Genomic DNA, 24,902 nt, shown 5'->3' on the forward strand with positions numbered 1-24,902 from the left:
CGTTTTCGCGCAGCCATTGCAGTTAGAGCGCCGTATGAGTTTAGATACTTCTAACCTGAAAATGAAACGCTTCTATATGCGATTGCAAAAATTAAGCTGCCTGCTGTTTATAGCGCTGTTGCTCGGCTGTTCCGGGACGGCCGATGCACAATATGAACTGAAAGATGCCTATCCCGGCGTGGAGATCAACGACCCGGTGGAGGCCGTTTCGGTGAACGCCGGGCAGGGCCGCCTGTATGTGGTGGATCAGGAGGGAAAGATCTTCTGGCTCCCGGAGGATAACGCAGCCAATGCAAAGCCCATGCTGTTTCTCGACATCTCTGACCGGGTGGCGGCAGGCGGCGAGATGGGCCTGCTGGGCCTCGCCTTTCACCCCGACTTCCAGAAGAACGGCTATTTCTATGTCAACTACACCACCGACGACCCACTGCAGACCCGAATCTCCCGGTTCAAAGCTCCGACAGATGGCAAGGGGCAGGCGGACCCTAAGAGCGAAACGATCCTGCTCACCTACGACCAGCCTTACCGCAACCACAATGGGGGCAAGGTGGTTTTTGGCCCTGATGGCTATTTATATATCGCCGTGGGCGACGGCGGCAGTGGCGGCGACCCGCAGAACAACGGCCAGGACCGGACAACGCTGCTGGGCAAAATCCTCCGCATCGACTTGAACACCGCATCCGGCAACCGCAAATACGGCATCCCGCCCGACAACCCTTACGCCAGCAACACCAAAGGCTTCCGCGAGGAGATATACGCCTACGGCCTCCGCAACCCCTGGAGAATCTCGTTTGACGAGGAGACGGGCCGCCTGTGGGCCGCCGATGTGGGGCAGAACAAGATTGAGGAGGTAGACATCATCGTGAGCGGCGGCAACTACGGCTGGCGCATCATGGAGGCCTCCGACTGCTTCAAACCCTCCGCCAACTGCGACACAACGGGCCTGATTCTGCCCGTACACGAGTACACCCACGACGACGGCGTCTCCATCACCGGCGGCTTTGTGTACCGGGGCAAGGCCATACCCGAACTGCAGGGCAAGTATATATATGCCGATTATGCCAGTGGCAAGGTGTGGGCGCTCAGCGTAAACGAGGATGGCAAAAAGACCGCCAATACGCTGCTGCTCACCACCGGCTTCCCCGTCTCCGCCTTCGGCGAAGACAGGAACCAGGAGTTGCTCCTGCTGAACTACGGCGAGGGCAAACTGCTGCGCTTGCACCGAAAAGCGAATTAGATCCAGGCCAAGTCGCGTGCCGGCAACCATGCGGTGCGGAGTCTGGCATCGCGCATTAGAATACAGGCGGCTTCTGTGAGAGCAGGAGCCGCCTGCGCGTTTATGAAACCAGGTTGCTATATATAACCGATTGTTATTTGATGCTTTAGCTCCCATTCAGCCTTCGTGACGTCAGCTTCAGGAAAAGCGTAGTGCTGTTTCGAATTTCTTGATCAGGAACTTTGTCTTGAGCGAATCTCCTAATCCCCGTGCATGCTTATATATGGGGATTCTCTGAAGTTGGCGGCACTGGGAATGGGTTATGCTTCAACATTGAAAGCAAATCGACCTGTGATTTAAAAATTAGTGAAGCCCCGCTTAAAGAAGGTGCAGCGATGCCATGTTCAGCGATGTCCAACGTAAGCATAGAGAAGAACCGCTATGCAGACAAGCATATTCTGGCAATGTATAGGTAAATACTGGCTACGGGCACTTGCCAAACAACACTGGTGCGCCATTTGCTTTCCTTCAGGTTTTAAGCGAAAAAGATGAGGAGATTAGCATTTATATATAGCCTGTTACTGGGCCTCGCCCTGGTGAGCGGGTGCAAGCAGGCCAGCGACCTGAAAGCCTTTACCGAAGCCACATACAGCCTGCAGGAAATGCACCACCTCGAGCTGAACGGCGTGGATGTGATGCAGAAGCGCAGCCCCTACGACTTCACCACCAGCGAGGGCGACAGCCTGCTGGCCTCCATCTCAAACAACACCCTGCAAGCCAGCACCACCCTGCTGTTGCAGGTGCAGATGCCCGAGCCGGAAGCAGACCGGCAGATGACGATCACGGAGATGAAGTGGCAACTGCTGGTAGACGGCGAGGAGACGCTGCAGGGCGTGGTGCAGGACACGATCAATTTGCGCGTGGGGCTGAACGAGCTCCCCATCCAAACGTCCGTGCTGATGTCGGAGCCGGAAGGCATGCGCAACTACGAGGGGCTCTCCAAGCTCATGACGCTCATCTCCCGGAAAAAAGACCTGCGCCAGCGGCTCACCATCCAGATAAAGCCCACGGTGCAGACGCCGCTGGGGGAGGTGGAATTGCCTGAGTACATCACCGTGGCAGAGCCCGCAAACAGTTAGGATAGCAGCCGCATCCCTTTTTCTGGCAACATATTTGCAACTAAGCAACTTGCCGCTAACAACTGGTGTACTACTGGTTGCCGCGCCGTCGTTTGAGCTTTACCGGACATACAAAAACCTCTTCTGAACATGTTGTACCTGAAAAAACTAACCTTCCTGCTTTTGCTGGCCTTCGCACCTTTGCTGGGCCAGGTTGCCACCGCAGCCGCGCCTGCACCCGACGGGCCGGGAGCCACGGCGACGGCGGTGGGGGCCCGCGACATTGTGCAGGAAATCATCAACGTGATCGGACTGAAGCCGCGCTTTGAGCTGCAGCCCGCCGACATCGAAAACGCCGCCGCCGTAGTGTACGGCGGCAAGCGCTACATCCTGTACAACGAACGCTTCCTGGCCGCCATCAACAACGCCGTACACACCGACTGGGGCGGCGTGAGCATTCTGGCGCACGAGATCGGGCATCACCTGAACGGCCACACGCTGAGCCGCAGCGGCAGCAACCCGGAGGATGAGCTGGAGGCGGACGAGTTCTCGGGCTTTGTGCTCCGCAAGATGGGCGCCAGCAAGGCAGAGGCCCAGGCGGCCATCGAGCTGCTCTCGGAGGAGGAGACTTCCCGGACGCACCCCGGCAAGCGTTATCGCCTGGCCGCCATCAGCAGGGGATGGCAAACCGCCAACGAACAGCTGCTGGCCAGCGCAAACGCGCCCCAGCCCGACAACCGCGGCATCGTAACCGAATCGCGCCCCGCCCGGCAGCGCCCGGCCGCCACAGCGCAGCGCGTAGCCCTGGACAGCCGCAGCGTGCTGACGCGGGTAAACTTCAACGAGGCTCCCGAACAGCAGTTTTACCTGACCACCCGCTACAACCTGGTGCGGATGACAGCGAACGGCGTGCAGGTGATCGGCAGGCTGGCGAAAACGAACAACCCGGACTATCCCTTCTATTTCGAGAGCGAGTACCTGGACACGGTGTTTGTGACCGCCGAAGGCTACCTCGTGAACGAACGGGGGCAGGAGGTAGGCTACCTGTCCTGAACATAAAGCCATTATAACTTAAATACCCGGAAGCCATGTCCGTTACAGGATGTGGCTTCTGGCTATATGCCCATCTTTTGATATATTGCCCGCTTATTCTGTCGGGCTCTTGTGTCTGGCTTTTGGGAGATAATAAAATAGCTAGAGTATGTAAGTACTCGGACAGAACTAATTTGTATTATCTATAAGATCACCCTATATAAGGCACCTGAAAGTCAGCAATATATAGCATGATAAGTCTTGTGTCTTGATACTTGTGTCCTTTTACTTAAAACGATATGATCAGAAAGATTGGAAATTATACGCTGGTGCTGGCCCTGCTGCTGCTCAGCTTTGCGTGTAAGAAGACGAGTGATGTAGAGGCTTTCAAGGAGGCCGATTATAAGCTGCAAAGCGTGGACAAGGTGGAACTGAACGGGGTGAATCTCCTGAAAATCAAGACGGCGCAGGACATGTCGTTCAGCGATGTGGCGAAGCTGTTCTCGGCTTTCTCCGATAATAACCTCAGCGCTGTCTCCACCATCGGCCTTGATGTGGCCCTGGGCGAGGGGCAGGAGGAACGCACCATGACGGTGAGCCAGCTGAAGTGGCAGCTTTTGGTAGACGACCAGCAGGCGGTGAGCGGCATAGTGGACGAGCCGGTGGAGTTGAAGAACGGCCTGAACGTTATCACCGTCCGTTCGCCCCTGAAACTGACAGAGGTGAACGGCCGCCCCGACATGAGCACGCTGCTGCAACTGGCCACGCTCCTGAACCAGGACAGCGCCTCAACCAAGCCGGACATCAAGCTGCAGATAAAGCCCACCATTCTCACCTCCGTCGGCCCGCTCGAGATACCCTCCTTCATCACCGTCACAGACAACAAATAGCCGACGGCATAGCTGTCTTTTGAGTGTTATATATAAAGTCGTGCCCCATGAAGAAGATACTCACTTTGTGTTTACTGCTGGCCCTGCCCCTTTTGGGGATGGCCCAGCGCCCCACGCTGGACAGGGAGCAACTGCTGAAAGACGTGGAAGTGCTGTCGGCCGACGCGATGCAGGGGCGGCAGAGCGGGAGCGAGGGCAGTAAAAAAGCGCAGGCCTATCTCCTGAAGCGCTTCCGGCAGGTTGGGCTGAAACCATTTGGGGAAAGTTACAAACAGCATTTCCGCATTGAGTCGAAGCGGCTGACGGTGGAGCAGGCAACGAACCTGGTAGGCTATATACCCGGCAGCTCCGAAAAGGCCATTGTAGTGACGGCGCACTACGACCACGTGGGGCAGCGCGACGGACAGATATATAACGGCGCCGACGACAATGCCTCCGGCGTGAGTGCCCTGCTGGCCGCCGCGGCCTATTTTGCGCAGCACAAGCCAACGCACACGCTCATTTTTGCGGCCCTCGACGGCGAGGAACTGGGGCTGCAGGGGGCAAAAGCCTTCCTCGAAAACCCGCCCGTGCCGCTGCAGCACATCCTGCTGAACGTGAACATGGACATGCTCAGCATCAACGACAAAGGCGAGCTATATGCCAGCGGCGCCCACCACAACCCACAACTAAAGCCCTACCTCGGGCAGGTAAAACCCTTGCCCCACGCCAAACTGGTGCTCGGCCACGACCTTCCGGAGCAGGGCCACGACGACTGGACAGCCCAGTCAGACCATTACCCGTTCCACAGGCGCGGTATCCCCTATATCTACTTCGGGGTGGAGGACCATCCGCACTACCACCAGCCCACCGACGATTACGCCCAGGTGAACAAGACCTTTTACCCCGATGCGGCGGCGCTGGTGCTGGACTTTATCCAGCGCATGGACGCAAACGCAGCGGTATTGGAAATGAAGGAGTAGGGAGAAAAGTATCGTCACACATATAGTCCAGATTATCAGGTATAATAAATAAAGGAATGATTCAGTTGAACGACCCTAAATGGAAAGAACTCAAAGGCGGATATAATACACCTTATGACGCTTCCATTGCATTAAAGAAACTGGAAGAGACGGACTACTCTCATGAAGTTGATAATATATTTAAAGAGCTTTGGGAAGAATTGCACCATCAGGGTGATGTCGGCTTAGCTTCCTATTTCGCTGTTCCGCACCTGATAAGGATAGCTAAAGTAAAGAAAAGAGTCAATTCAAGTTTACTTGGGCTGATAGCTGTAATCGAAATTCAAAGGCACAAGAAAAATCCTCAAATACCTAAAGAATACGAAGAAGCTTACCTGAATTCTCTGAATGAGATATCGGAACTGGTAGAAACTACAAAAAACAGGAAATGGGACTTGGAGTTCACGGCAGCTGCTTTATCTGCAATTGCGGCATCAAAAGGACAAATAAAAGTAGCTGAAGCTGTATTGAACTTTGATGATGAAGACATTCTGGACGAATTTCTTGAAAGCTACTAAGGATTTATCAGCCAACAAGATATAAGAATCAGCTACGCCTCGCTCAACTTTTATACAAGCTAATGCAGCAGCTATACTTCCATATAGCTGCTGTTTCGTTATATGACAGGTATAGTACCTCTGGATTTGCAGCTAAACATTAGCCTATTCAGATATAAAGATGAAATAATCGTTTTTTCTCCATCTTTATACTCGTTCAGACGTAGACAGGGAAAATCCACAGTTTGTCCTGCATGAGCGCAGGCCGCGCGAAACATCCGGCGCTATATATGGCAGACTTCGAAGGGACAAACCATATCCGGGATTTAACGCGAAATTCAAACCTGCCAGCCCTATGAACAGGAAATTTTACCCTTCTCTCCTGATTCTTTGCCTGATTCTCCTTAACCTCGGCTCCGCTGCCGCGCAACAATTGTTCGGCGGGAAGAACAGCACCAGCAAAACAACCGAGAGCGGCATCGTGGTAATAGTGGGCGCGGGCGTATCGGCCGCGAAGAGCAGCATCTGCGGCAGCCCCAGCTGCAGCGACTTCGGACCGAGCGTGAGCGTGGGGGCGCTTTATAAAGTGACTTCCCGCATCGGCCTCAGCGGGCAGATAGAGTACGCCCGCTTAAGCGCGACGGAAGAGAGTGCGAAACGGCCGCTCGACATTTCATTCCAGTCAGAAGTGATTGGCGTAACCGGAACAGCGGTCCTTAACCTGTTGGACAGCTACGCCGGCGGCTTCGGCTATCGTTCGCTGCGCAAGCGCTTCATAGTGCCCTATGTGCGGGTGGGCGCAGGCTTCGTTTACTACACACCAACTTCGTATCCGGGCCAGGGAGAGCTGCACGATTCCCAGACCACCTACTACCCGGCACGAAATTATCCCGGCATTGCCCTCGTTATTCCAATGGGAGCCGGGCTCCGGTTCAGGCTGAACGACGAATTCAGCATCGCCACCGAGGTAACGTACCACCTCACCTCCACCGACTATCTGGACAACATTGGTCCGGAGCTGCATCCTGCGGCCACCAAAGACCATTATGGCATTGCGGCTGTCAAGCTCCTGTACACGCCTCCCATCGAGAACAAAATCTTTTCCCGCAAGTACTCCCGCAAATAGCCTTAGACGGCGCGGTACCGTAGAGGAAAGGGCGGATGAGTTGCCGCTGTGGGCACAGCTGTGTCCGTACATCAACAAACAAACCTAACACAATGAAAACAGACGATAAAAAGAAGCTGTGGTGGCTGGCGGCGGGCGCGGGTGCCCTGATGGCCGCCCGCACGGTGAGCAGGAAAATGACGGCCTACAATTTCAGCAACAAGACGGTGCTGATAACGGGCGGCTCCCGAGGGCTTGGCCTGGTGATGGCCCGGCAGCTGGCCGCCGAAGGGGCCCGGCTCGTGCTCTGCTCCCGCGAAGAAAACGAACTGGAGAACGCCCGCATGGAACTGGCCGGAAACGGGGCGGAGGTGCTGGTGCAGAAATGCGACGTGACGGTGCAGCAGGAGGTGAACGATATGATCGCGAACGTGCAGAACGAGTTCTCCCCGATTGATGTGCTCATCAACAACGCAGGCCTCATCCATGCCGGACCAGTAACAGAAATGACTGTGCAGGAGTTCGACGAAGCCATCAAAACGCATTATTGGGGGCCGATATACACCATTCTGGCGGTGCTGCCGGCTATGAAGGCGCGCGGGGAAGGTATGATTCTGAACGTGGCCTCCATTGGGGGCAGGATAAGCGTGCCGCACCTGGTGCCGTACAGTGCGAGTAAGTTCGCGCTGGTGGGGCTGTCGGAGGGGTTGCGGGCCGAGCTGAAGAAATTTAACATACAGGTGACCACCGCCACGCCGGGTCTGATACAGACCGGCAGCACCGGCCACGCCATCGTAAAGGGGCAGCACAAAAAAGAGTACGCGCTGTTCAAGCTCATGGACTCCAGCCCACTGACCTCCATGAGTGCGGAGGCCACCGCCAGAAAGATCCTGAACGCCCTGCGCCATGGCGATGCGGAGGTGACGACCACCCTTCCGGCTAAATTTGGCGCTTTGCTGCACGGCATATCCCCGGAGGTGGTGACGGACATATTCGGTTTCGTGAACAGGCTGCTGCCCGGCGAAGGCGGCATCGGGAAGAACAGGGCCAAAGGCTTCGAAAGCGAGACAGCACTGTCAGAATCGGTGCTGACAGAGCGGACGCAGCAGGCGGCAAAGCGCAACAACGAATAAAGTTTTTGAGGGATATATAACAGCCGGCGGCACACCTTGCCTCTGGCCCGGGAGAGTTATGGAAATTAAAAAGAAAGAATGCGCCTACGACGGCTATTTTAAAATAAATAAGCTGACCGTTTCGCAGAACGGGCAGACCTTCACCCGCGAGCAGTTCGACCGTGGCAAGGCAGTGGCCGCACTGGTGTTCGATACCCAAAAGCAGGAGTATGTTCTCACCAGGCAATTCAGGGTTGGGGCGGAGTTTGCGCTGGTAGAGGTGGTGGCGGGCATGGTGGACGAGGGCGAGGCACCGGAGGAAAGTATCCGGCGGGAGATTGAGGAAGAGATCGGCTACCGCGTGGACCGGCTGCAGCACCTGTGCGGTTTCTACTCCTCACCGGGCGGTAGCACCGAAAAAGTGGAGCTGTATTATGCGGAGGTGTCGGAGCAGCACGCGGAAGGCGGCGGCAACGCCCACGAGCACGAGCAGATAGAAATCCTGCGGCTCACGGCGCCCGAGCTGGCCGCACTGGAGACCCCTGATGCCAAAACCATCATCGCGCAGCAGTGGGTAAAGCTGCAGCGGAGATAGTCCGGCATATAGAAGCCCGATATAAATCTGCTGGTGTGTAAGCCTTACTTTTTTCTCTTTTGGAAATAATCCATATACTCCAAGGAGACTAATTAAACTGCTTTGCTTTTGCGCAACACCATTTATGCTTTCATTTCGGGAGCATAGATGGTGTTGCATCTGGCGGACTGGTGAACTATCAGCTCCACTAATTTGCGGCAACCATATTGATTGCCAGTTGAATGACATGAAAAGTTCATATCAGGTTGAAGGCTCCTGATAGCCATCCGGCATAATGCTTCGTATATATAGGTATAGGTAAAACTATCCTGCAAATACTTAAAAGGCGATGGAAGCGACCCATGCTCCGGCAAAGAGAGGCGGCACAAATGTGCTGGCCTGCCTGCGCTGTTGCTTCGTCGTCGCTTTGCTGGCCGGGGCATTTTCCTCCTGCATCACTTCCGCTTCCAAAACAGAGGCGCACCTGCGTACCCGGAATGTGGTGATAGTGGTTATCGACGGCCCCCGGTACTCGGAGACGTGGGGAAATACGCCGGGCCTGATCCCAAACATGGCTACCACGCTGAAGCAGAAAGGCGTTTTCTTCAGCAATTTCCAAAACGACGGCTTTACCTATACCAACTCCGGCCACGCCGCCATTACGACCGGAGTGAACCAGCCCATCGACAACTACGGCGATGAGTTTCCGGCAAACCCTTCCATCTTTCAGTACTGGCTGAAGGAAACAGGAAAACCCGCCACTGCCGCCTGGCTTATCTCTAGCAAAGACAAACTTCATATACTGGCCAACACCATGGACTCGCTTTGGCACGATATGTTTCTGCCGTCCGTAAACTGCGGCGTGAACGGGCCGGGCACAGGCTACCGGGCAGATTCGCTGACGCTGGTGGAGGTGAAGCGGATTCTAACGGAGCACAGGCCAAACCTGGTGCTCATCAACTTTATGGAACCGGACGGGTTTGCCCATGCTGGTAACGCGGACTTTTACAGAAGGGGCATCTCCAGAGACGACAAGCTGGTGAAAGAGCTCTGGGATTTCCTGGGCAAGGACAGCCACTACCGGAAAAAGACAGCCCTCCTCATCACCAACGACCATGGCCGCCATTTAGATGGCATAGACGGCGGCTGGCAGGAGCATGGCGACGGATGCGAAGGCTGCCGCCATGTCAGCCTACTGGCTCTGGGCCCAGATTTCCGGAAAGGGGTGGCAATAGACGCCAGCCGCACCCTGGTGGATATTGCCCCCACGGTGGCCAGGTTGCTCCATTTTGAGATGGATTCCGTAGCAGTGGTGCCCAGGCTGGATACCACAGTCTTGCAGGTCGCCGCCGACTCTGCGCGGCTGGCAGGGCCCACGCGCGATTCGCTGGTTATCGTGCCCCGGCTGGAGAAAACGGTGCTGAAGGGGCAGGTAATCAGAGAACTGTTCCCCGCCGGGAAGCTCCGCTGAAGTGTAGCCGGGATAGTTCCCGTCGCAATTATTCTCCGCTGGCGCAAGCTGCGTCCTGCCTCCTGTCTAAATCCGGCAAATTTTTTATCCGGATTCCGCCTGTTAAACCTTTACATATATGCCCTACAGGTGAAAGGACCTCGCCCGGCAGCTTTTCGGGATTTAATTTTTAGCGCAAGATGAGACGCATCCTCTGGTTTTTATACATGCTGGCAGTGGCATCCGGCCTGCCGTACCCGGTTTCGGCACAGGATGTAAATGGGCAGGGCAGGCAGGATTCGCTGCGGGTGGCAGGTACTGAGGCAGACGGTTTCGAGAATCCTTTGTTTACGAGCGAGGACCTGCTACAGCTTACCCTCACGCTTGATTTCCAGGAACTCCTGAAAGACCGGGGCGAGGAGCGGGGGTATCATCCGGCCATTCTGAGTTACAGAGACGCCGCCGGTGCTGAAGTGGCTTTAAACCTGAAAGTGATGGTGAGGGGAAACCACCGCCGCAACCCCGAAACCTGCAATTTTCCGCCCCTGCTTCTCAACTTCTCCCGCAAAACAACCCGGAATACTGTTTTTGAGCATGTGAACAAGGTAAAACTGGTGACGCACTGCCTGAACGAGTCATACATACACCGGGAGTACCTGGTCTATAAGCTATATAACACGCTGACAGAGAAAAGCTTCAGGGCCAGGCTTTGCCGCATTACGTACGAGGACCTGCACAGCAAGCGGAAAGTAGAGACGAAATACGCTTTCCTGATTGAGGATGACAAGGAGATGGCCAGGAGAAACCACGGCGAGATTGTGCGGAAAGAGCTTGTAGTGGGGATGGAGGGGACAGATGAGCAAGCCATGGCCACCCTCGCCGTGTTCCAGTATATGATTGGCAACACCGACTGGTCCGTGCCTTACCGCCACAACATCAAACTCCTGTCCCTCGATTCGCTGGCTGCGCCTTTCCCGGTACCTTACGATTTTGATTACTCCGGAATCGTGGCGCCGCCCTATGCCATTCCTCCGGCCGAGCTGGGAATCTCCTCAGTGCGCCAGCGGCTGTACAGGGGCTACGATTTCCCGGACCAGGTATATAAGGAGGTTGTTAAAACTTTTGCCGCGCACCGCCCTGCTATATATAACCTGTACCGAAATTACCCTTACCTGGAGAAAAGCGAGGTGAAGCGGACGCTCAGTTTCCTGGACGAGTTTTACGAAACGATGGATGATCCCAAAGACTTTGAGAGGCGGATTGTGCGGGTAGGGCAGAAGAACCAGAAAAACTATGTCGTGGTGAAGGGCCTGAAGGAATAGCCTGACCTGAAAAATTAATGCATTCTCAGGTCAGGCTATATATAAGTTCGGGGGGAAAGCCTAAACTATCTCGGCCAGCTCCAGCCAGCGGAATTCCTTCTCCTCCAGGGTTTCATCTATCTGTTTCAGCTCCCTGGCCCAGGCAGCCAGTTGCGCGTGGTCGGTGGTGGTGCCGGCGTTCATGGTTTCGATGAGCTCTGACCTGCGCTTCTCCAGTGTGGCTATTTCTTTTTCCAACTGCTCGTACTCCTTCTGCTCGGCAAAAGTGGCTTTGCGCTTGTTGTTCGGCTGCTCAGGCTTTTTCTCTGCCGCAGGCGTGGCGGCCTTCTTTTCCTCCTGCTCCTGTTTATCCTGCTTTTCCTGTTCCTTCAGCCATTCGCGGTAGTCGGTGTAGTTGCCCGGGAAGTTGCGGATGCGCCCTTCGCCCTCAAACACAAACAGGTGCTCCACCAGCCGGTCCATGAAATAGCGGTCGTGGCTCACGATGAGCAGGCAGCCGCCGAAGTTGAGCAGGAAGTCCTCCAGGATGTTCAGCGTGATGATGTCGAGGTCGTTGGTCGGCTCATCGAGGATGAGGAAGTTCGGATTTTTGATGAGCACGCGCAGCAGTTGCAGGCGGCGCTTCTCGCCGCCGCTCAGCTTGCTCACAAAGGTGTACTGCTGTGCCGGCGCAAACTGGAAGTGCTGCAGAAACTGACTGGCCGTGATCACCTCGCCGTTGGCCATTTCCACCACTTCGGCTATCTCCTTCACAATATCAATCACGCGCTGGTCGTCCCTGAACGTCAGTTCGTCCTGGGTATAGTAGCCGAAAACGGTAGTCTGCCCTGCATCTATCGTGCCTGTGTCCGGGGCTAATTTACCGGTCAGCATGTTCAGCAGTGTGGATTTGCCCGCCCCGTTGGGCCCCACCACGCCAATGCGGTCTTTCTTCTTGAACACGTAGGTGAAGTCCTCCACAAGGTTTTTGCCGTCGAAGGATTTTGAGATGTGCTCCACCTCCATAATCTTGCCGCCCTGCCGCGTGGTCTTCACCGACAGCTCCATCTGCGGGCCGGTCACCTTTTTCGCTGCTTTCTCCTTCAGCTCCTCGAAGGCATCCACGCGGTATTTGGCTTTGGTGCCCCGGGCCTTTGGCATGCGCCTGATCCACTCCAACTCTTTGCGCATCAGGTTGCGGGCTTTTTCGGTTTCGGCCACGGCCGCTTCTTCGCGCTCCGCTTTCTTCTCCAGAAAATAACTGTAGTTGCCCTTGTAGGTATATAAATCGCCGTTGTCGAGCTCCACGATTTCGTTGGCCACCTTGTCGAGGAAGTAGCGGTCGTGGGTCACCATCAGCAGCGTGGTGTTCTGCGTCGAGAGCAGCCCCTCCAGCCATTCGATGGTGTCGAGGTCCAGGTGGTTGGTCGGCTCATCCATGATCAGCATGTCCGGCTCGTCTATCAGCACGCGGGCCATGGCCACGCGCTTGCGCTGCCCCCCCGAGAGGTTTTTCACCACCGCATCGAGGTTGTTGATGCCCAGTTTGGAGAGCACCTGCTTCACCTTCACCTCAAAGTCCCAGGCCTGCAGTTCGTCCATGCGCTCCATCAGTTCCTGCATTTTCTCGGCGCTGGTGTTGGGGTTGGCCATGGCTGCCTCGTAGTCGCGTATCAGGTCGAGGGTGGCGTTCTGGCCGGAGAAGATGTTCTGCTGCACGGTCTTCTCCTCGTCAAATACCGGGTTCTGGCCCAGGTAGCCGATGCTGATCTCTTTCCGTACGCTCACGCTTCCCTCGTCGGGGGGCAGAAAACCGGCCAGCACGTTCAGGAGCGTTGTTTTGCCGGAGCCGTTTACGCCCACCAGCACGATGCGCTGGCCCTGGCTGATGCCGAAGCTCAGGTTTTTGAAAAGCCAGCGGTCGCCGAAGCTCTTGGCTATATTGTCTGCAGATAGAAAATTCATAGGGCAAATTTAGGCATTAATCGGCACAGGTGCAGGCAAAATAAAACAGGCCAGCCCTATATGGCCAGCCTGTTCTACGTCGGATGTTATATAGACCGCCGGCGGATGGTGTCGTGCCGCGTCAGCTTAATGGAAAACCCATATGCGCTTCCTGAAGAATGGGAGGGAAAAGAGCGCTTTTTCAGCGGGATTCAGTTTGCCAACACTACTGTGCGGCACAGGTAATCGTGCAGGGCCTGCCTGCGGCGGGAAGTGCGCACCAACAGGAAGCCCAGGCCAAGCGTCATCGCAGAAAAAACCATGGCGAAGTAGCGGAGGTTGGCGTGCAGGAAGCTGATGCGCCTGCCCCGGAGGTCCGCCACACGCAGGCCCAGCTGGTATTTGCCGATGGTGGCCTGCTTCTGCGACGATTGCAGCACCGTGAAGTAAAGCCAGTGCAGCGCCGGAAAGTAGGGGTTGTAGAACACTATTTTGCCAACCTCCACCAGCTGGTTCATTGTGTCTCCTCCCTGGAAAATGTTCTCCCAGGTGTACAACTGCTGGGACGCGTCGCTCAGCCCGTACAGCACAAGCGAGTACGAGAAGACAAGCAGCGTAGAATCCACCAGGAAGGCAACAAAACGCGCGGGAAGGCTGCCGTACAGGGCGGCGCTCTTAACAGTGGGCGTGGGCTCCAGGGTAAAAACTGCTTGCATAAAAGGGCTGCTGGTATACTGGTTATCGTTTGTTCTGCTACACTTTGGTCAGGCGCACGAGGGTTTAGGCAGTTCTATATTTCCCGGTTCTGACCCACAGGTCGGGAGGCGTTTGTCAATTTATTATCGAAATTACACTATTGTTTTAATCTAACAAATTTTTATAATTAAATAATTTAAAAATTTACTATATAGTGTTGTTTTCTATTGAGAGGTAACCCTGCGGGCGAGGAAATGACTTCAGGCTCGGGCGCGATTCCAGTAGACGCACATAAATTGATGGTTGAGGCAACTCTTGCCTGGATTTTACTTAAATTCGCTGCTGATGGTGGAGGATATGAAACAACGGCCAATCGGCATTTTCGACAGTGGCATCGGCGGACTGACGGTGGCGCAGGCCATTATAAACGTGCTGCCGAACGAGCGCATCATTTATTTCGGCGACACGGCCCATCTGCCCTATGGCGACAAATCCACGGCGGCCATCCAGGCCTACGCCGTCAAAATATGCGATTTGCTGATACGGCAGCACTGCAAGGTGATTCTGATTGCCTGTAACTCGGCATCGGCGGCGGCATATGAGTTGGTGAAGGAATACGTGGGCAGCAAGGCCAAGGTGCTGAACGTGATAGACCCCACCGTGCAGCACATCGGGCAGCTATACCCCCGCAAGACAGTGGGACTGATCGGTACCAAGCAGACGGTGAACTCCAACGTGTACAAGAAGAAGGTGGACGAACTGGACCTGGGCATCACCCTCAAATCGCACGCTACGCCGCTGCTGGCCGCCATGATTGAGGAGGGCTTTTTCAACGACTCCATTTCGGAGAGTGTCATCCACGCCTACCTGTCTGACCCGGCTCTGAATGGGATAGAGGCGCTGATACTGGGCTGTACCCATTATCCGCTCATCAAAAAGCAGATAGAGGGGTATTACAAGGGGGAGGTGGATGTGCTGGATGCCAGCCAGATTGTGGCGCAGCATGTGAAGGAGTATTTGGAGGAACATAACTTAGCATCAGAGAAACTGACAGGCGACCATACGTTTTACGTATCCGACTTTACCCGCTCTTTTGAGGAGAGCACGCGCATTTTCTTCAAGCGCCAGGTGCAGCTCGAGCATTACCCGCTGTGGGAGTAGGGGGTGCGTTGCGTCAATTACGAGTTACGAATTAAGAATGAGGAGTATATATACAGTTAAGGGAATGGACAGGTAAATTATAGTCTATAGATTGTCTCCCGCTGATTTTCCGTACAGGGTATACTATCCTCCATAAAAAGACGAAAATGAAAAAGCGATATCTTTCCGTCGGCGACTTCCGGCGCAACGCCTTCATTGTGGCCGCCGCCGCCTGCATGGGCCTGACCAGCTGCGACAACCCATCCAGCCAGAACGAATGGAACGCGGGCGGCGAGGTGGCCGTGCCCGACGGCATCATTACCGAGATGACGGAGGAAGCGCCGGACCAGTGGAAAATAACCGACGAGCGCACCACGGCCCCCGGCCAGAGCATGGCGATACTGAAGTACAGCGACGGTCGCGTAGACACCCTGCAGGGGCTGGAACTCGATAATAAATTACAGGATCTCTCCCAGAACCAAGGCACCTACCAGCAGGGAGGCTTCGGGATGAGCAGCGTGCTGTGGTGGAGCGCCCTCGGCTATATGGCTGGCCGTAACATGGCACCGCGTGCCGGCTACTATGCCAACCCGAACCTGATGAACCGCACCGACACCTGGCGCCAGAACGTGCAGACGTACCGCCAGCGCGCCACAGCACCCACCTCAGGCCGCAGCGGGTTTTTCAGGGGGCGCAGCGGCGGTGCCGGGGCCTGATACAGGGCTGCCTTCTTAAACTGGTTTATATATGGAAAAAGGAACTGTGCGCCTGACCACCCATGGCGGTGACGTGGAAACGGCTGTGCGTGGCCTTGGCTGGGAGTGGTGCGTGGAAGACGGCTGTGCCAACTACGTGCCCGGTGAGGCGGTGGTGCTGACAGAGAAAGAGGCCGACGCGTTGCTTGATGCCGCCGATACCGTATATGATATGCTGGTGCAGGCCGTGCCCGACGGTCTGCCCGATGCGTTTCTGCAGGTACTGGGCATACCGGAGAATCTGTGGCCGCTGGTGCGGCAGTCGTGGAACGACGAGCGGCACTGGCACCTATATGGCCGTTTCGATTTGGCGCAGACGCCGGAAGGGCCCAAATTGATTGAGTTCAACGCTGACACGGCCACATCTATCCCGGAAACGGCCGTGGTGCAGTGGGCGAGCCTGGCCGCTGCCGGTAAAAAAGACGCCAACCAATATTCCGGTTTATATGAGGCGCTGGTGGAGCAGCTCCGGACCTGGCGCATTCTCAACGATGACCTGCCGCCTGCCTTGCTGCTAACCTATATAGGGGCCAGCGCCGAAGACGAAACGAATTGCGCCGTGCTGGCGCAGGCTGCCCGTGAGGCGGGCTTCGATGCGCACCTCTGCCCGATAGAAGAGTTGAACATTTCCACGGAAGGCGCTGAAAAAGGCATATGGGCGCAGGTAGGTTCGGAGCAGTGGCAGCAATTTCCATTCCTCTTTAAGCTGCTGCCCTGGGAGCAGATTGCCTGGGAGGAGCCGGAGCTGCTCGAAAGCCTGGCGCTGCTCTCCCGCACGCGCAATGTCGTGGTTGCCAACCCGGCGTACACCCTGCTTTTTCAGAGCAAAGGCATGCTGGCCTGGCTCTGGAAAGCCTATCCCTACCACCCGCTGCTCCTGCAAGCCGATCTGGAGCCTTTGACCGGTAAGTATATCCGCAAGCCTTACTTTGGGCGTGAAGGACAAAGCGTGGAAGTGGTGGACCGCGTGCGCGTCGCAAAAACAGAGGGTGAGTACGACGCCCAAAAGCAGGTGTACCAGCGCTGGTGCGAACTGCCCGAGGACAAGCAAGGTTATATATACCAGGCCGGTGTGTTCTGGGCCGGGGAGGGCTGTGCCATCGGCTTCCGCCGCGAGAAAGGCATCATCACCAACCTCTCGCAGTTTGTGCCGCATGTGGTGGAGGGGTAGAGAAGTGATGCGGTTATATAAAATTATAACCTCGCGAGGGTGCTAAAGACCTCGCGGTGTCCGAAGGTCCCGCGAGCGTCTGCGCTATGAAGCTACGGCCTTTCTCACCAGACGCTCGCAGGAGCCCCCGAAATGCTTCGGGGCAGGTGCGCACGCTGCGAGGTCTTTCGCAACCGCAGTTTGTGTTTTTTCACCCCACCATTTTCTGAATCTATATATAAAAGCATCTTCAATTAGGCTGCTTCTATATAGTTTCGTAAGTTATACCGCCAACGGATATAACTGAAGATTTTCCATGAAAATAGTTGTTGCGCCGGACTCTTTCAAAGGAAGCTTGACTGCAAAAGAAGCGGGCCTTACCATCCAGACGGCTTTTGAAAAGGAAATCCCCGGGGTGCGGGTGGCGGTAGTGCCGATGGCAGACGGCGGGGAAGGCACGCTGGACGCGCTGGTGTTTGCCACCAACGGCAAGAAGATAGCAGCCACGGCGACTGGCCCGCTGGGCGAGCAGGCCCAGACACATTACGGCATCCTGGGCGATGGGAAGACAGCGGTAATTGAGATGGCGCAGGTGGCGGGTCTGCCCATGGTGCCTGCAAACAGACGGAACCCCTTGCTGACTACCACCTATGGCGTGGGAGAACTGATAGCTGCTGCGCTGGATAAAGGGATTCGCTCCTTTATCATCGGCCTGGGCGGAAGCGCCACCAACGATGGAGGTCTCGGTATGCTGCAGGCACTGGGCGCTGCCTTTTTAGATGAAAAGGGGAGTCAGGTAAAACCTGTTGGCGCGTCGCTGCAGCAGATTGCAGAAGTAGATTTCACCAACCTCCGCCCGGAACTGAAGGCGTGCCGGTTCAGGATTGCCAGTGATGTACAGAATCCGCTGTGCGGGGAAACCGGCGCCTCTCATGTCTTTGGTCCGCAGAAGGGAGCGACAGCAGCACAGGTACGGCAACTGGATGAAGGCCTGAGCCATTATGCCTGCCTCGTGGAAAATCACCTGTATGTAAAACTGCAGAATACGCCTGGCGCAGGTGCGGCAGGCGGCCTTGGATTTGGCTTGCTGGCGCTGGGTGCAGAGATTCTATCCGGGGCACAGGTGGTGGCCGAGGCAACAGGCCTGGAGAAACAAATAGCCGCCGCCGACTGGGTGATAACAGGCGAGGGGCAGAGCGATTTCCAGACGCTGTATGGCAAAGCGCCTTTCTTTGTGGCAACTTTGGCGAAGCAGCACAAGGTAGATACCATTTTAATCTCGGGCGGATTGGGGAAAGGGCACGAGCTGTTGCTGGAGCATTTCGTGAGCTGCCATTCCATCATCAATGCCCCGATGCCGCTGGAGCAGGCCATTGCCGAAGCGCAGCCGCTATTGTTTTCCTGCGCCCGCAACATCGCCCGCTTAGTTAACAGAGCCTCCAAGTCAAAATAGACGCTTCTATATATTCTCATGGTACAAGGTCCCCTGCTTTTCCTGATTCTGCTGCTGGGCGTAGGCTTCATCGTGCTGGCCACCGCCAAATTCAAACTGCACCCTTTCTTCGGTTTGCTGCTGGCCTCCTTCGGGGTAGGCATCGCCGCGGGTTTGCCTTTGCTGGAAGTGGTGGACGCGGTCAACGAAGGCTTCGGCGGCCTGATGAGCTATATAGGCATTGTGATTGTGGCGGGCACCGTGATTGGCAAAATCCTGGAGAAGTCGGGGGCGGCGCTGCGCATGGCGGAGGTGGTGCTGCGGGTGGTGGGAGAGAGGCGGCCGCAGCTGGCCATGTCGCTGATCGGTGCGATTGTGAGCATTCCCGTGTTCTGCGACTCGGGCTATATCATCCTTTCGAGCCTCAAGAAATCGCTGGCGCACCGCGCGAAGGTGCCGCTGGCCTCTATGTCCATTGCCCTGGCGACAGGTTTATATGCCACCCACACGCTGGTACCGCCCACGCCGGGGCCAATCGCCGCCGCGGGCAACATCGGGGCAAGCGCCTACCTCGGCACCATTATATTGATAGGCTTGGTCGTGGCCATACCGGTGGTGGCAGTGGGGTATATATGGGCGGTCAAAGTGGCTGCTGCTGTTAAAATCGAGGGAGAAGACGACGGGATGTATAACTACAGTGAGGTGGTGCGGGAATTCGGACCGATGCCTTCTGCCGCGAAAGCCTTCACCCCAATCCTCCTCCCTATTCTTTTAATTGGGATGGGCTCCGTCGTCAGCTACCTGCAGTACAAAGGTGGTTTTGTCGATTTCCTTCTTTTCCTGGGCACGCCCGTCGTGGCGCTGCTCCTCGGCGTGTTTGCCGCCTTCCCGCTCATGCCGAAATGGAATGAAGAAACACTGACGGGCTGGCTCGGGGATGGTCTGAAAGATGCGGCCATCATCCTGCTGCTGACGGGTGCAGGCGGGGCCTTCGGCTCCGTTATCAAGGCAACTCCTGTAGCAGGCTTGATAGAAAGTATGGCGGGGGACGGAGAAGTGAGCGGCGCTCTTATTTTGCTGCTGCCTTTCTTTGTTGCTGCCGCCCTGAAAACAGCGCAAGGCTCCTCCACGGCGGCGATGGTAATCACCTCGGCTTTGGTGGCGCCCATGCTAGCGCAGGCGGGCATCGTAAGCGCCGTGCCCCTGGCCCTGGTGGTGATGGCCATTGGGGCCGGTGCCATGACAGTGAGCCACGTCAACGACAGCTATTTCTGGGTGGTCACGCAGTTCAGCGGCATGAAAGTGACGGATGCCTACAAAGCGCATACCATGGCCACGCTGGTGCAGGGCACCACGGCTATCCTTTTTACGATGCTGCTCTGGTACGTTTTCGTGTAGTAGGTCAGATTGTTTCTGTGGCTATATATGGCCCTGCTTTCTGGAACCTCAATTCCCATATCTCCTGATTAGCACATTCGCACTTTAAGCCCTACCTTTGCGCTCTTAAAACAACCCGGACGCCTATGCTCGCTTTCCTGCTGACACTGATGCTCTTACTCGGAGTCGTGATTGTGCTGGCGTATGCGGAGCGGAAGGTGGCGGCCTTTATGCAGGACCGGCTGGGACCAACCGAGGCAGGGCCCTACGGCTCGCTGCAGGCGGTGCTGGACGTGCTGAAGCTGCTCCAGAAAGAAGACATCGTGCCCGCGCAGGCGGATAAAGGCCTTTTCAAGCTGGCGCCCATCCTCATCTTTGCCGCTGTCTTCGCCGGGTTTGCCGTGATACCTCTCACCCCTGATTTGGTGCCTGCGGGCATCGGCATCGGTGTTTTTTACCTGCTGGCTATTATTTCGCTGGATGTCATCGGGTTGCTGATGGCTGGCTGGGGCTCTAACAACAAATACGCGATGCTGGGTGCCATGCGCTCGGTGGCCCAGATTGTCTCTTATGAAATTCCGGCCGGGCTGGCTATCCTGTCCGCCGTGATGATATGCCAGTCGCTGGACTTCCAGGAAATCAGCTACCAGCAGGGCGTGCTGCTGAATGCCTTTCCGGGAATGGGATATGATACGAACTGGCTCTTTGGCATCCAGGCGCTGGGCATCGACACCACCCATGTCGGCGGCATCACCACCTGGAACATTTTCCGGGCGCCCATGCTGCTGATAGCCTTTATCATCTACTTCATTGCCTCGCTGGCCGAAAGCAACCGCGCCCCGTTTGATATACCGGAGGCAGAGTCGGAGTTGGTGGCGGGTTTTCATGTGGAGTACTCCGGCTTCCGTTTCGCGATGCTTTTTCTGGCGGAGTACAGCATGATGGTGTTGGTGAGCCTGGTGGCAGTTATCCTTTTCCTGGGAAGCTGGAACACACCGCTCCCGAACATTGGTCCCGTATACCTTGCCAACTGGACCACCGGTACGGTCGGCGAGATTTCCAGCATCCTGTGGGGTGCTTTCTGGCTGCTTTCCAAAACGTTTGTACTGTTGTTTGTGCAGTTGTGGGCCCGCTGGACGTACCCGCGCCTGCGCGTGGACCAGCTCATGCACCTGTGCTGGAAGGTGCTGACTCCGGCAGCTCTAATTGTGGTGTTATTGGCAGGCATATGGCGACTACTGATGATATGAGGACGATAGAAAAAGAGGCATATAAACATAAAACAGGTTTCTGGCAGGCGGTGAAGTCGCTGGTGAGCGGTGCGCGCCTGACGCTGCGCCACTTCTTTAATGCGAAGGAGCGGCGCAAACCGGTTTACGTGACGGACGACAGCTACTTCAAGCAGCCGGACGGATTGGCGACGCTCACCTATCCTTACGAGTCATTGCCTGTTCCTGAAAATGGCCGCTACCGCCTGCACAACGAGATAGACGACTGCATTGTGTGTGACCTGTGCGCCAAGGTGTGCCCCGTCAACTGCATCACCATCGAGTCGGTGAAGGCGACAGAGGACATTGGCATGACCTCAGACGGGACCAAGAAGCGCCTGTACGCGCCGGTGTTCGACATCGACCTGGCCAAGTGCTGCTACTGCGGCCTCTGCACCGCCGTCTGTCCCACCGATTGCCTGACGATGACGCCGGTATATGATTTCGCGGAAGTGGACATCAAGAACATGATATACCACTTCACCGACCTCTCGCCGGAGCAGGCCCAGGAGAAGCAGCGGCTGTTTGAGAAGCAGCAGGAAGAAATGGCAGCGGCAAAAGCAGCGGCGCTGGCGGCGCGGAAACAGCAGGGGTAATGAACACAGACCTCGCGGAGTCCGAAGGTCCCGCGAGTGTCTTGCCTGCTACGAGGCAAAAGCTTATAGCACCAGGCGCTCGCAGGAGCCCCCGAAATGCTTCGGGGCAGGTGCGCATGCTGCGAGGTATTTGGAGATTATAGAGCAATGTTAACTGATAAATGACGTAATGCTTTTCTACATTTTCGCTTTACTGGCTGTACTTTCAGGGGCATATATGGTGCTGACGCGCAACCTGCTGTACGCGGGCTTTTCGCTGCTGGTGACTTTGCTGAGCGTGGCGGGCATCTACGTGCTGCTCTTCGCTGATTTTGTAGCGGTGACGCAGCTGATGGTATATGTGGGCGGTGTGCTGGTGCTGATTCTGTTCGGCATCATGCTGAGCAGCCGGGTACACGACCAGTCGGTTCTGTCGGAGAGTGTGAACAAGGTGTGGGGCACGGTCATCACCTTCTTGATTCTAGTGGGCCTGTGCCACACCATCCTGAATGCCAACCTCAGTTCGCTGCCCTGGCTGCAAACGGGCAATACAGCGGTGCTGGGGCTGCGGGAAAGTACGGTGCAGGCCATCGGCGTTAAGCTGATGACGGACTTTGTGGTGCCGTTTGAGGTCGTCTCGCTGCTGCTGCTGATTGCCCTGATGGGTGCCGCCTATATAGCCACCGATAAAACGAGAACCTAGCAATGAAGGAAATTCCCTTAGAGCATATCCTGCTTTTGAGCGCTGTGCTGTTCAGCCTGGGCATCCTGGCCGTTATCACGAAGCGGCACGCGGTGGTGGTGCTGATGGGCATCGAGTTGATTTTCAACGCTGCCAACCTGAACCTGGTCGCCTTCAGCCGCTACGACGCCACGCTTTTGCAGGGCCAGTTGTTCTCGCTGTTCGTGATGGTGGTGGCCGCCGCCGAGGCTGCCGTGGCGCTGGCGATTGTGCTGCGCGTGTACCAGTATTTCAAGACGGCCAACCTGAATCAAATCGACCACCTCAATAAATAACAGGACACCTTGGAGCTTCCCTCACTCATCGCGCCGCTGGCGGCCTCCCCTCAGACTACACTCACCCTGCTTGTGCTGTTGCTGCCGCTGCTGGGCTTCGTGGGGCTGGCCCTGTTCGGGGAGCGCCTGCCGCGCCGGGGCGATTGGCTGGGGATAGGCATTGGCGTGCTGGCCCTGGCACTGTCCGTCTGGCTTTTTACCCAAACCTGGAACACCGCCACCTTCCACAGCCGCACTATATGGTTCAGCCTGCCGTCGCTTGGCGGCTCTGTCACGGATTTTACGGCGGGCGTGCTGCTCGACAACCTCGCAGTGCTGATGCTGGTGATTGTCACGTTTATATCCCTGCTGGTGCAGCTGTTCTCAGTGGGTTATATGCACGGTGACCAGGGCTACAGCCGCTATTTTGCCTACCTGGGCCTGTTTACCTTCAGCATGCTCGGCATTGTGCTGGTAGATAACCTGCTGCTGCTTTTCATGTTCTGGGAACTCGTCGGCTTCTCTTCTTATTTACTGATTGGCTTTTGGCTGGAGCGGCCTGCGGCCATTGCGGCCAGTAAAAAAGCGTTTCTGGTGAACCGGGTGGGAGACATTGGCTTGCTGCTGGGCCTCTTCGCTTTCTACACCTATTTCCGCACATTCGATTTGGAAGCCTTGCGGGCGCTGATAGGCACTGGCGAATGGACAGCGGAAGGCTTTAGGCTTACCTATATCGTGAACGGGCAGACATGGCTGGTGGAAATGCCCCCGCTGCTGCTGACGTTTGCCGGTTTGGGTTTGTTTATGGGATGCGTGGGCAAGTCGGCGCAGTTTCCGCTGCAGGTGTGGCTGCCGGATGCCATGCAGGGCCCGACGCCGGTTTCTGCCCTCATACACGCCGCTACCATGGTGGCGGCCGGTGTTTACCTGCTGGCCCGCTGTTACGCTTTTTTCACGGTGGATGCCCTGACGGTGATTGCCGTGGTAGGTGCCATTACGGCGCTGCTGGGCGCTATAGCCGCACTTACGCAGTACGATATCAAATCAGTGCTGGCCTTTTCCACTATTTCGCAGCTGGGCTATATGGTGATGGGCATGGGCACCGGTGCACATGATGCATCGCTCTTCCACCTCACCACGCACGCTTTTTTCAAGGCGGCGCTCTTCCTGAATGCGGGCATCATCATCCACGCCATGCACCGCGGGCTGCACCACACGCACCAGCCGCACGACGTGGACGCGCAGGATATCCGGAACATGGGCGGGCTGCGCAAAGCGATGCCGCTGACATTTTATACCTACCTGCTGGCCGCCGCCGCTTTGGTTGGTTTGCCGCTGTTCTCAGGTTTTCTGTCCAAAGACGCAATACTTTCCGGCAGCTGGGCCTGGGCGCAGACGATGAGCGCCGGAGGCAACATTCTCTTTTATATAGTGCCGCTTACCGGGTTTACGGTGGTGCTGCTGACGGCGTTCTATATGGGCAGGCACCTGTGGTTCATGTTTTTCGGCGAGTTTAGGCTTCCGTTTGATGTGCGGGAACTGCGGGTGTCGGCGGGGCAGGAGGTGGAGCGCGTGATGGCACTGCCGGTGGTATTGCTGGCCATTCTCTCACTCGGGATTTTCTTCTCGCTCAACCCTTTCAGTTTCAGCAGCAGTTGGGTCATGCAGGGCATCAGCCTGCAGCAATTGACAACCGAGGGCGCACTGCTGGCGGAAAGACTGCTGCAGGCGGTGGTGGCGCAGGACGAAGCAAACCAAACGGCTCATCTGGTGATTGGCGTGCTGTCGGCGGTGCTGGGCGCGGCAGGGGTAGGGCTGGCCATCTCGAAATACAGAAACAGTACCGCCGAGGCGCTGCGGCAGGAGCAGCCACAAACCGCGTTTGAAAAGCTCTCCTATCATCATTTTTATCTCGAAGGCATTTACCGGAAAGCCTTAGTGCAACCCACGCAACTGCTGGCGAAGGGCCTTTACCGCCTGGACAAGCGCGTGATAGACTATACCCTGAACTACGGCAGCAAATGGCTGGTGGTGATAGCGAAAATGATAGGAGGCTTCGACAGGCTGGTGGTGGATGGGGCTGTTTGGCTTGTGGCGGTACTGCCACGGCTGTTCGGGCGCGTGGGCCGGGGCTTGCAAAACGGCAAGGTGCAATCCTACTACGCGTACTCCCTCTTCGGATTTATTTTGATTTTACTGTACATCGTCGTGTTTTGATGGTTAAGTTTGCAGGCTGAAAGGGGGGTGTGGAGATTTGGAAATTTGAAAATGCG

General features: G+C 56.2%; 23 protein-coding genes. 21 read left to right on the forward strand and 2 right to left on the reverse strand.

Going from position 1 to position 24,902, the window contains the following annotated elements; translation table 11 throughout:
* The first annotated feature begins 76 nt into the window (after positions 1–76).
* From GSQ62_RS18025 to GSQ62_RS18075, 11 genes are all read left to right on the forward strand, one after another.
* Complete coding sequence (locus GSQ62_RS18025) at positions 77–1,237, forward strand: PQQ-dependent sugar dehydrogenase (RefSeq protein ID WP_161890795.1); 1,161 nt, start codon at positions 77–79, stop codon at positions 1,235–1,237.
* A 527-nt stretch (positions 1,238–1,764) separates the two neighbouring features.
* Positions 1,765–2,355 (forward strand): hypothetical protein, encoded by a 591-nt coding sequence (locus GSQ62_RS18030; RefSeq protein WP_161890796.1) that lies wholly within the window; start codon positions 1,765–1,767, stop codon positions 2,353–2,355.
* Between the two features lie 129 nt (positions 2,356–2,484).
* Complete coding sequence (locus GSQ62_RS18035; RefSeq protein ID WP_237586777.1) at positions 2,485–3,387, forward strand: M48 family metalloprotease; 903 nt, start codon at positions 2,485–2,487, stop codon at positions 3,385–3,387.
* 278 nt (positions 3,388–3,665) lie between these two features.
* Complete coding sequence (locus GSQ62_RS18040; protein ID WP_161890797.1) at positions 3,666–4,256, forward strand: hypothetical protein; 591 nt, start codon at positions 3,666–3,668, stop codon at positions 4,254–4,256.
* A gap of 47 nt (positions 4,257–4,303) precedes the next feature.
* Positions 4,304–5,218, forward strand: coding sequence for a M28 family peptidase (locus GSQ62_RS18045; protein ID WP_161890798.1), 915 nt, complete (start codon positions 4,304–4,306; stop codon positions 5,216–5,218).
* 56 nt (positions 5,219–5,274) lie between these two features.
* Complete coding sequence (locus tag GSQ62_RS18050) at positions 5,275–5,775, forward strand: hypothetical protein (protein ID WP_161890799.1); 501 nt, start codon at positions 5,275–5,277, stop codon at positions 5,773–5,775.
* A 334-nt stretch (positions 5,776–6,109) separates the two neighbouring features.
* Positions 6,110–6,880 (forward strand): outer membrane beta-barrel protein, encoded by a 771-nt coding sequence (locus GSQ62_RS18055; RefSeq protein WP_161890800.1) that lies wholly within the window; start codon positions 6,110–6,112, stop codon positions 6,878–6,880.
* 92 nt (positions 6,881–6,972) lie between these two features.
* Positions 6,973–7,992, forward strand: coding sequence for an SDR family NAD(P)-dependent oxidoreductase (locus tag GSQ62_RS18060; RefSeq protein WP_161890801.1), 1,020 nt, complete (start codon positions 6,973–6,975; stop codon positions 7,990–7,992).
* A gap of 58 nt (positions 7,993–8,050) precedes the next feature.
* Entirely contained in the window at positions 8,051–8,566 is a 516-nt protein-coding gene (locus tag GSQ62_RS18065; protein WP_161890802.1) for an NUDIX domain-containing protein, read from the forward strand.
* A gap of 328 nt (positions 8,567–8,894) precedes the next feature.
* Entirely contained in the window at positions 8,895–10,016 is a 1,122-nt protein-coding gene (locus GSQ62_RS18070; protein ID WP_161890803.1) for a sulfatase-like hydrolase/transferase, read from the forward strand.
* A 179-nt stretch (positions 10,017–10,195) separates the two neighbouring features.
* Entirely contained in the window at positions 10,196–11,317 is a 1,122-nt protein-coding gene (locus GSQ62_RS18075; RefSeq protein ID WP_161890804.1) for a hypothetical protein, read from the forward strand.
* A gap of 60 nt (positions 11,318–11,377) precedes the next feature.
* On the opposite strand, the gene GSQ62_RS18080 is transcribed toward GSQ62_RS18075, so the two are convergent.
* Both GSQ62_RS18080 and GSQ62_RS18085 read right to left on the reverse strand, forming a co-directional pair.
* Entirely contained in the window at positions 11,378–13,261 is a 1,884-nt protein-coding gene (locus GSQ62_RS18080) for an ABC-F family ATP-binding cassette domain-containing protein (RefSeq protein ID WP_161890805.1), read from the reverse strand.
* A 191-nt stretch (positions 13,262–13,452) separates the two neighbouring features.
* Entirely contained in the window at positions 13,453–13,956 is a 504-nt protein-coding gene (locus GSQ62_RS18085) for an RDD family protein (protein ID WP_161890806.1), read from the reverse strand.
* Positions 13,957–14,293: 337 nt separating this feature from the next.
* On the opposite strand from GSQ62_RS18085, the gene murI reads away from it, so the two are divergent.
* The 10 genes from murI (at position 14,294) to nuoL (ending at position 24,846) form a co-directional block, all read left to right on the forward strand.
* Positions 14,294–15,097 carry a glutamate racemase gene (gene murI / locus GSQ62_RS18090; protein ID WP_394351359.1) on the forward strand — a complete coding sequence of 268 codons (804 nt, stop codon included), beginning with the start codon at positions 14,294–14,296 and terminating at the stop codon, positions 15,095–15,097.
* 146 nt (positions 15,098–15,243) lie between these two features.
* Positions 15,244–15,792, forward strand: a complete 549-nt coding sequence (locus GSQ62_RS18095; RefSeq protein WP_161890807.1) for a hypothetical protein — start codon at positions 15,244–15,246, stop codon at positions 15,790–15,792.
* 31 nt (positions 15,793–15,823) lie between these two features.
* Positions 15,824–17,002, forward strand: coding sequence for a glutathionylspermidine synthase family protein (locus tag GSQ62_RS18100; RefSeq protein ID WP_161890808.1), 1,179 nt, complete (start codon positions 15,824–15,826; stop codon positions 17,000–17,002).
* Positions 17,003–17,297: 295 nt separating this feature from the next.
* Positions 17,298–18,434 carry a glycerate kinase gene (locus GSQ62_RS18105; RefSeq protein ID WP_161890809.1) on the forward strand — a complete coding sequence of 379 codons (1,137 nt, stop codon included), beginning with the start codon at positions 17,298–17,300 and terminating at the stop codon, positions 18,432–18,434.
* Positions 18,435–18,452: 18 nt separating this feature from the next.
* Positions 18,453–19,811, forward strand: a complete 1,359-nt coding sequence (locus GSQ62_RS18110; RefSeq protein ID WP_202621799.1) for a GntP family permease — start codon at positions 18,453–18,455, stop codon at positions 19,809–19,811.
* Positions 19,812–19,936: 125 nt separating this feature from the next.
* The gene (locus tag GSQ62_RS18115) at positions 19,937–21,040 is read left to right on the forward strand and encodes a complex I subunit 1/NuoH family protein (RefSeq protein ID WP_161890810.1); all 1,104 of its coding nucleotides are present in this window, start codon (positions 19,937–19,939) and stop codon (positions 21,038–21,040) included.
* Positions 21,037–21,654 carry a NuoI/complex I 23 kDa subunit family protein gene (locus GSQ62_RS18120; RefSeq protein WP_161890811.1) on the forward strand — a complete coding sequence of 206 codons (618 nt, stop codon included), beginning with the start codon at positions 21,037–21,039 and terminating at the stop codon, positions 21,652–21,654. The genes GSQ62_RS18115 and GSQ62_RS18120 overlap by 4 nt, the downstream gene beginning before the upstream one ends.
* A gap of 169 nt (positions 21,655–21,823) precedes the next feature.
* The gene (locus GSQ62_RS18125; RefSeq protein WP_161890812.1) at positions 21,824–22,336 is read left to right on the forward strand and encodes an NADH-quinone oxidoreductase subunit J family protein; all 513 of its coding nucleotides are present in this window, start codon (positions 21,824–21,826) and stop codon (positions 22,334–22,336) included.
* 2 nt (positions 22,337–22,338) lie between these two features.
* Positions 22,339–22,650 carry an NADH-quinone oxidoreductase subunit NuoK gene (gene nuoK, locus GSQ62_RS18130; protein ID WP_161890813.1) on the forward strand — a complete coding sequence of 104 codons (312 nt, stop codon included), beginning with the start codon at positions 22,339–22,341 and terminating at the stop codon, positions 22,648–22,650.
* Positions 22,651–22,659: 9 nt separating this feature from the next.
* On the forward strand, positions 22,660–24,846 hold the full coding sequence (gene nuoL, locus GSQ62_RS18135; protein ID WP_237586779.1) for an NADH-quinone oxidoreductase subunit L: 2,187 nt from the start codon (positions 22,660–22,662) through the stop codon (positions 24,844–24,846).
* Positions 24,847–24,902 lie beyond the last annotated feature (56 nt).

It is taken from the genome of Pontibacter russatus (assembly GCF_009931655.1).
Taxonomy (GTDB): Bacteria; Bacteroidota; Bacteroidia; order Cytophagales; family Hymenobacteraceae; genus Pontibacter; species Pontibacter russatus.

Bases quoted from the DNA above. Each gene is read 5' to 3' on its own strand.
- GSQ62_RS18095 (WP_161890807.1), top strand. From the start codon at position 15,244: ATGAAAAAGCGATATCTTTCCGTCGGCGACTTCCGGCGCAACGCCTTC.
- GSQ62_RS18035 (WP_237586777.1), top strand. From the start codon at position 2,485: ATGTTGTACCTGAAAAAACTAACCTTCCTGCTTTTGCTGGCCTTCGCA.
- GSQ62_RS18030 (WP_161890796.1), top strand. From the start codon at position 1,765: ATGAGGAGATTAGCATTTATATATAGCCTGTTACTGGGCCTCGCCCTG.
- GSQ62_RS18100 (WP_161890808.1), top strand. From the start codon at position 15,824: ATGGAAAAAGGAACTGTGCGCCTGACCACCCATGGCGGTGACGTGGAA.
- GSQ62_RS18110 (WP_202621799.1), top strand. From the start codon at position 18,453: ATGGTACAAGGTCCCCTGCTTTTCCTGATTCTGCTGCTGGGCGTAGGC.
- GSQ62_RS18120 (WP_161890811.1), top strand. From the start codon at position 21,037: ATGAGGACGATAGAAAAAGAGGCATATAAACATAAAACAGGTTTCTGG.
- GSQ62_RS18125 (WP_161890812.1), top strand. From the start codon at position 21,824: ATGCTTTTCTACATTTTCGCTTTACTGGCTGTACTTTCAGGGGCATAT.
- GSQ62_RS18085 (WP_161890806.1), bottom strand. From the start codon at position 13,956: ATGCAAGCAGTTTTTACCCTGGAGCCCACGCCCACTGTTAAGAGCGCC.
- GSQ62_RS18080 (WP_161890805.1), bottom strand. From the start codon at position 13,261: ATGAATTTTCTATCTGCAGACAATATAGCCAAGAGCTTCGGCGACCGC.
- GSQ62_RS18105 (WP_161890809.1), top strand. From the start codon at position 17,298: ATGAAAATAGTTGTTGCGCCGGACTCTTTCAAAGGAAGCTTGACTGCA.
- GSQ62_RS18060 (WP_161890801.1), top strand. From the start codon at position 6,973: ATGAAAACAGACGATAAAAAGAAGCTGTGGTGGCTGGCGGCGGGCGCG.
- GSQ62_RS18040 (WP_161890797.1), top strand. From the start codon at position 3,666: ATGATCAGAAAGATTGGAAATTATACGCTGGTGCTGGCCCTGCTGCTG.
- GSQ62_RS18065 (WP_161890802.1), top strand. From the start codon at position 8,051: ATGGAAATTAAAAAGAAAGAATGCGCCTACGACGGCTATTTTAAAATA.
- GSQ62_RS18070 (WP_161890803.1), top strand. From the start codon at position 8,895: ATGGAAGCGACCCATGCTCCGGCAAAGAGAGGCGGCACAAATGTGCTG.
- GSQ62_RS18050 (WP_161890799.1), top strand. From the start codon at position 5,275: ATGATTCAGTTGAACGACCCTAAATGGAAAGAACTCAAAGGCGGATAT.
- GSQ62_RS18045 (WP_161890798.1), top strand. From the start codon at position 4,304: ATGAAGAAGATACTCACTTTGTGTTTACTGCTGGCCCTGCCCCTTTTG.
- murI (WP_394351359.1), top strand. From the start codon at position 14,294: ATGAAACAACGGCCAATCGGCATTTTCGACAGTGGCATCGGCGGACTG.
- nuoK (WP_161890813.1), top strand. From the start codon at position 22,339: ATGAAGGAAATTCCCTTAGAGCATATCCTGCTTTTGAGCGCTGTGCTG.
- GSQ62_RS18075 (WP_161890804.1), top strand. From the start codon at position 10,196: ATGAGACGCATCCTCTGGTTTTTATACATGCTGGCAGTGGCATCCGGC.
- GSQ62_RS18115 (WP_161890810.1), top strand. From the start codon at position 19,937: ATGCTCGCTTTCCTGCTGACACTGATGCTCTTACTCGGAGTCGTGATT.
- GSQ62_RS18055 (WP_161890800.1), top strand. From the start codon at position 6,110: ATGAACAGGAAATTTTACCCTTCTCTCCTGATTCTTTGCCTGATTCTC.
- GSQ62_RS18025 (WP_161890795.1), top strand. From the start codon at position 77: ATGCGATTGCAAAAATTAAGCTGCCTGCTGTTTATAGCGCTGTTGCTC.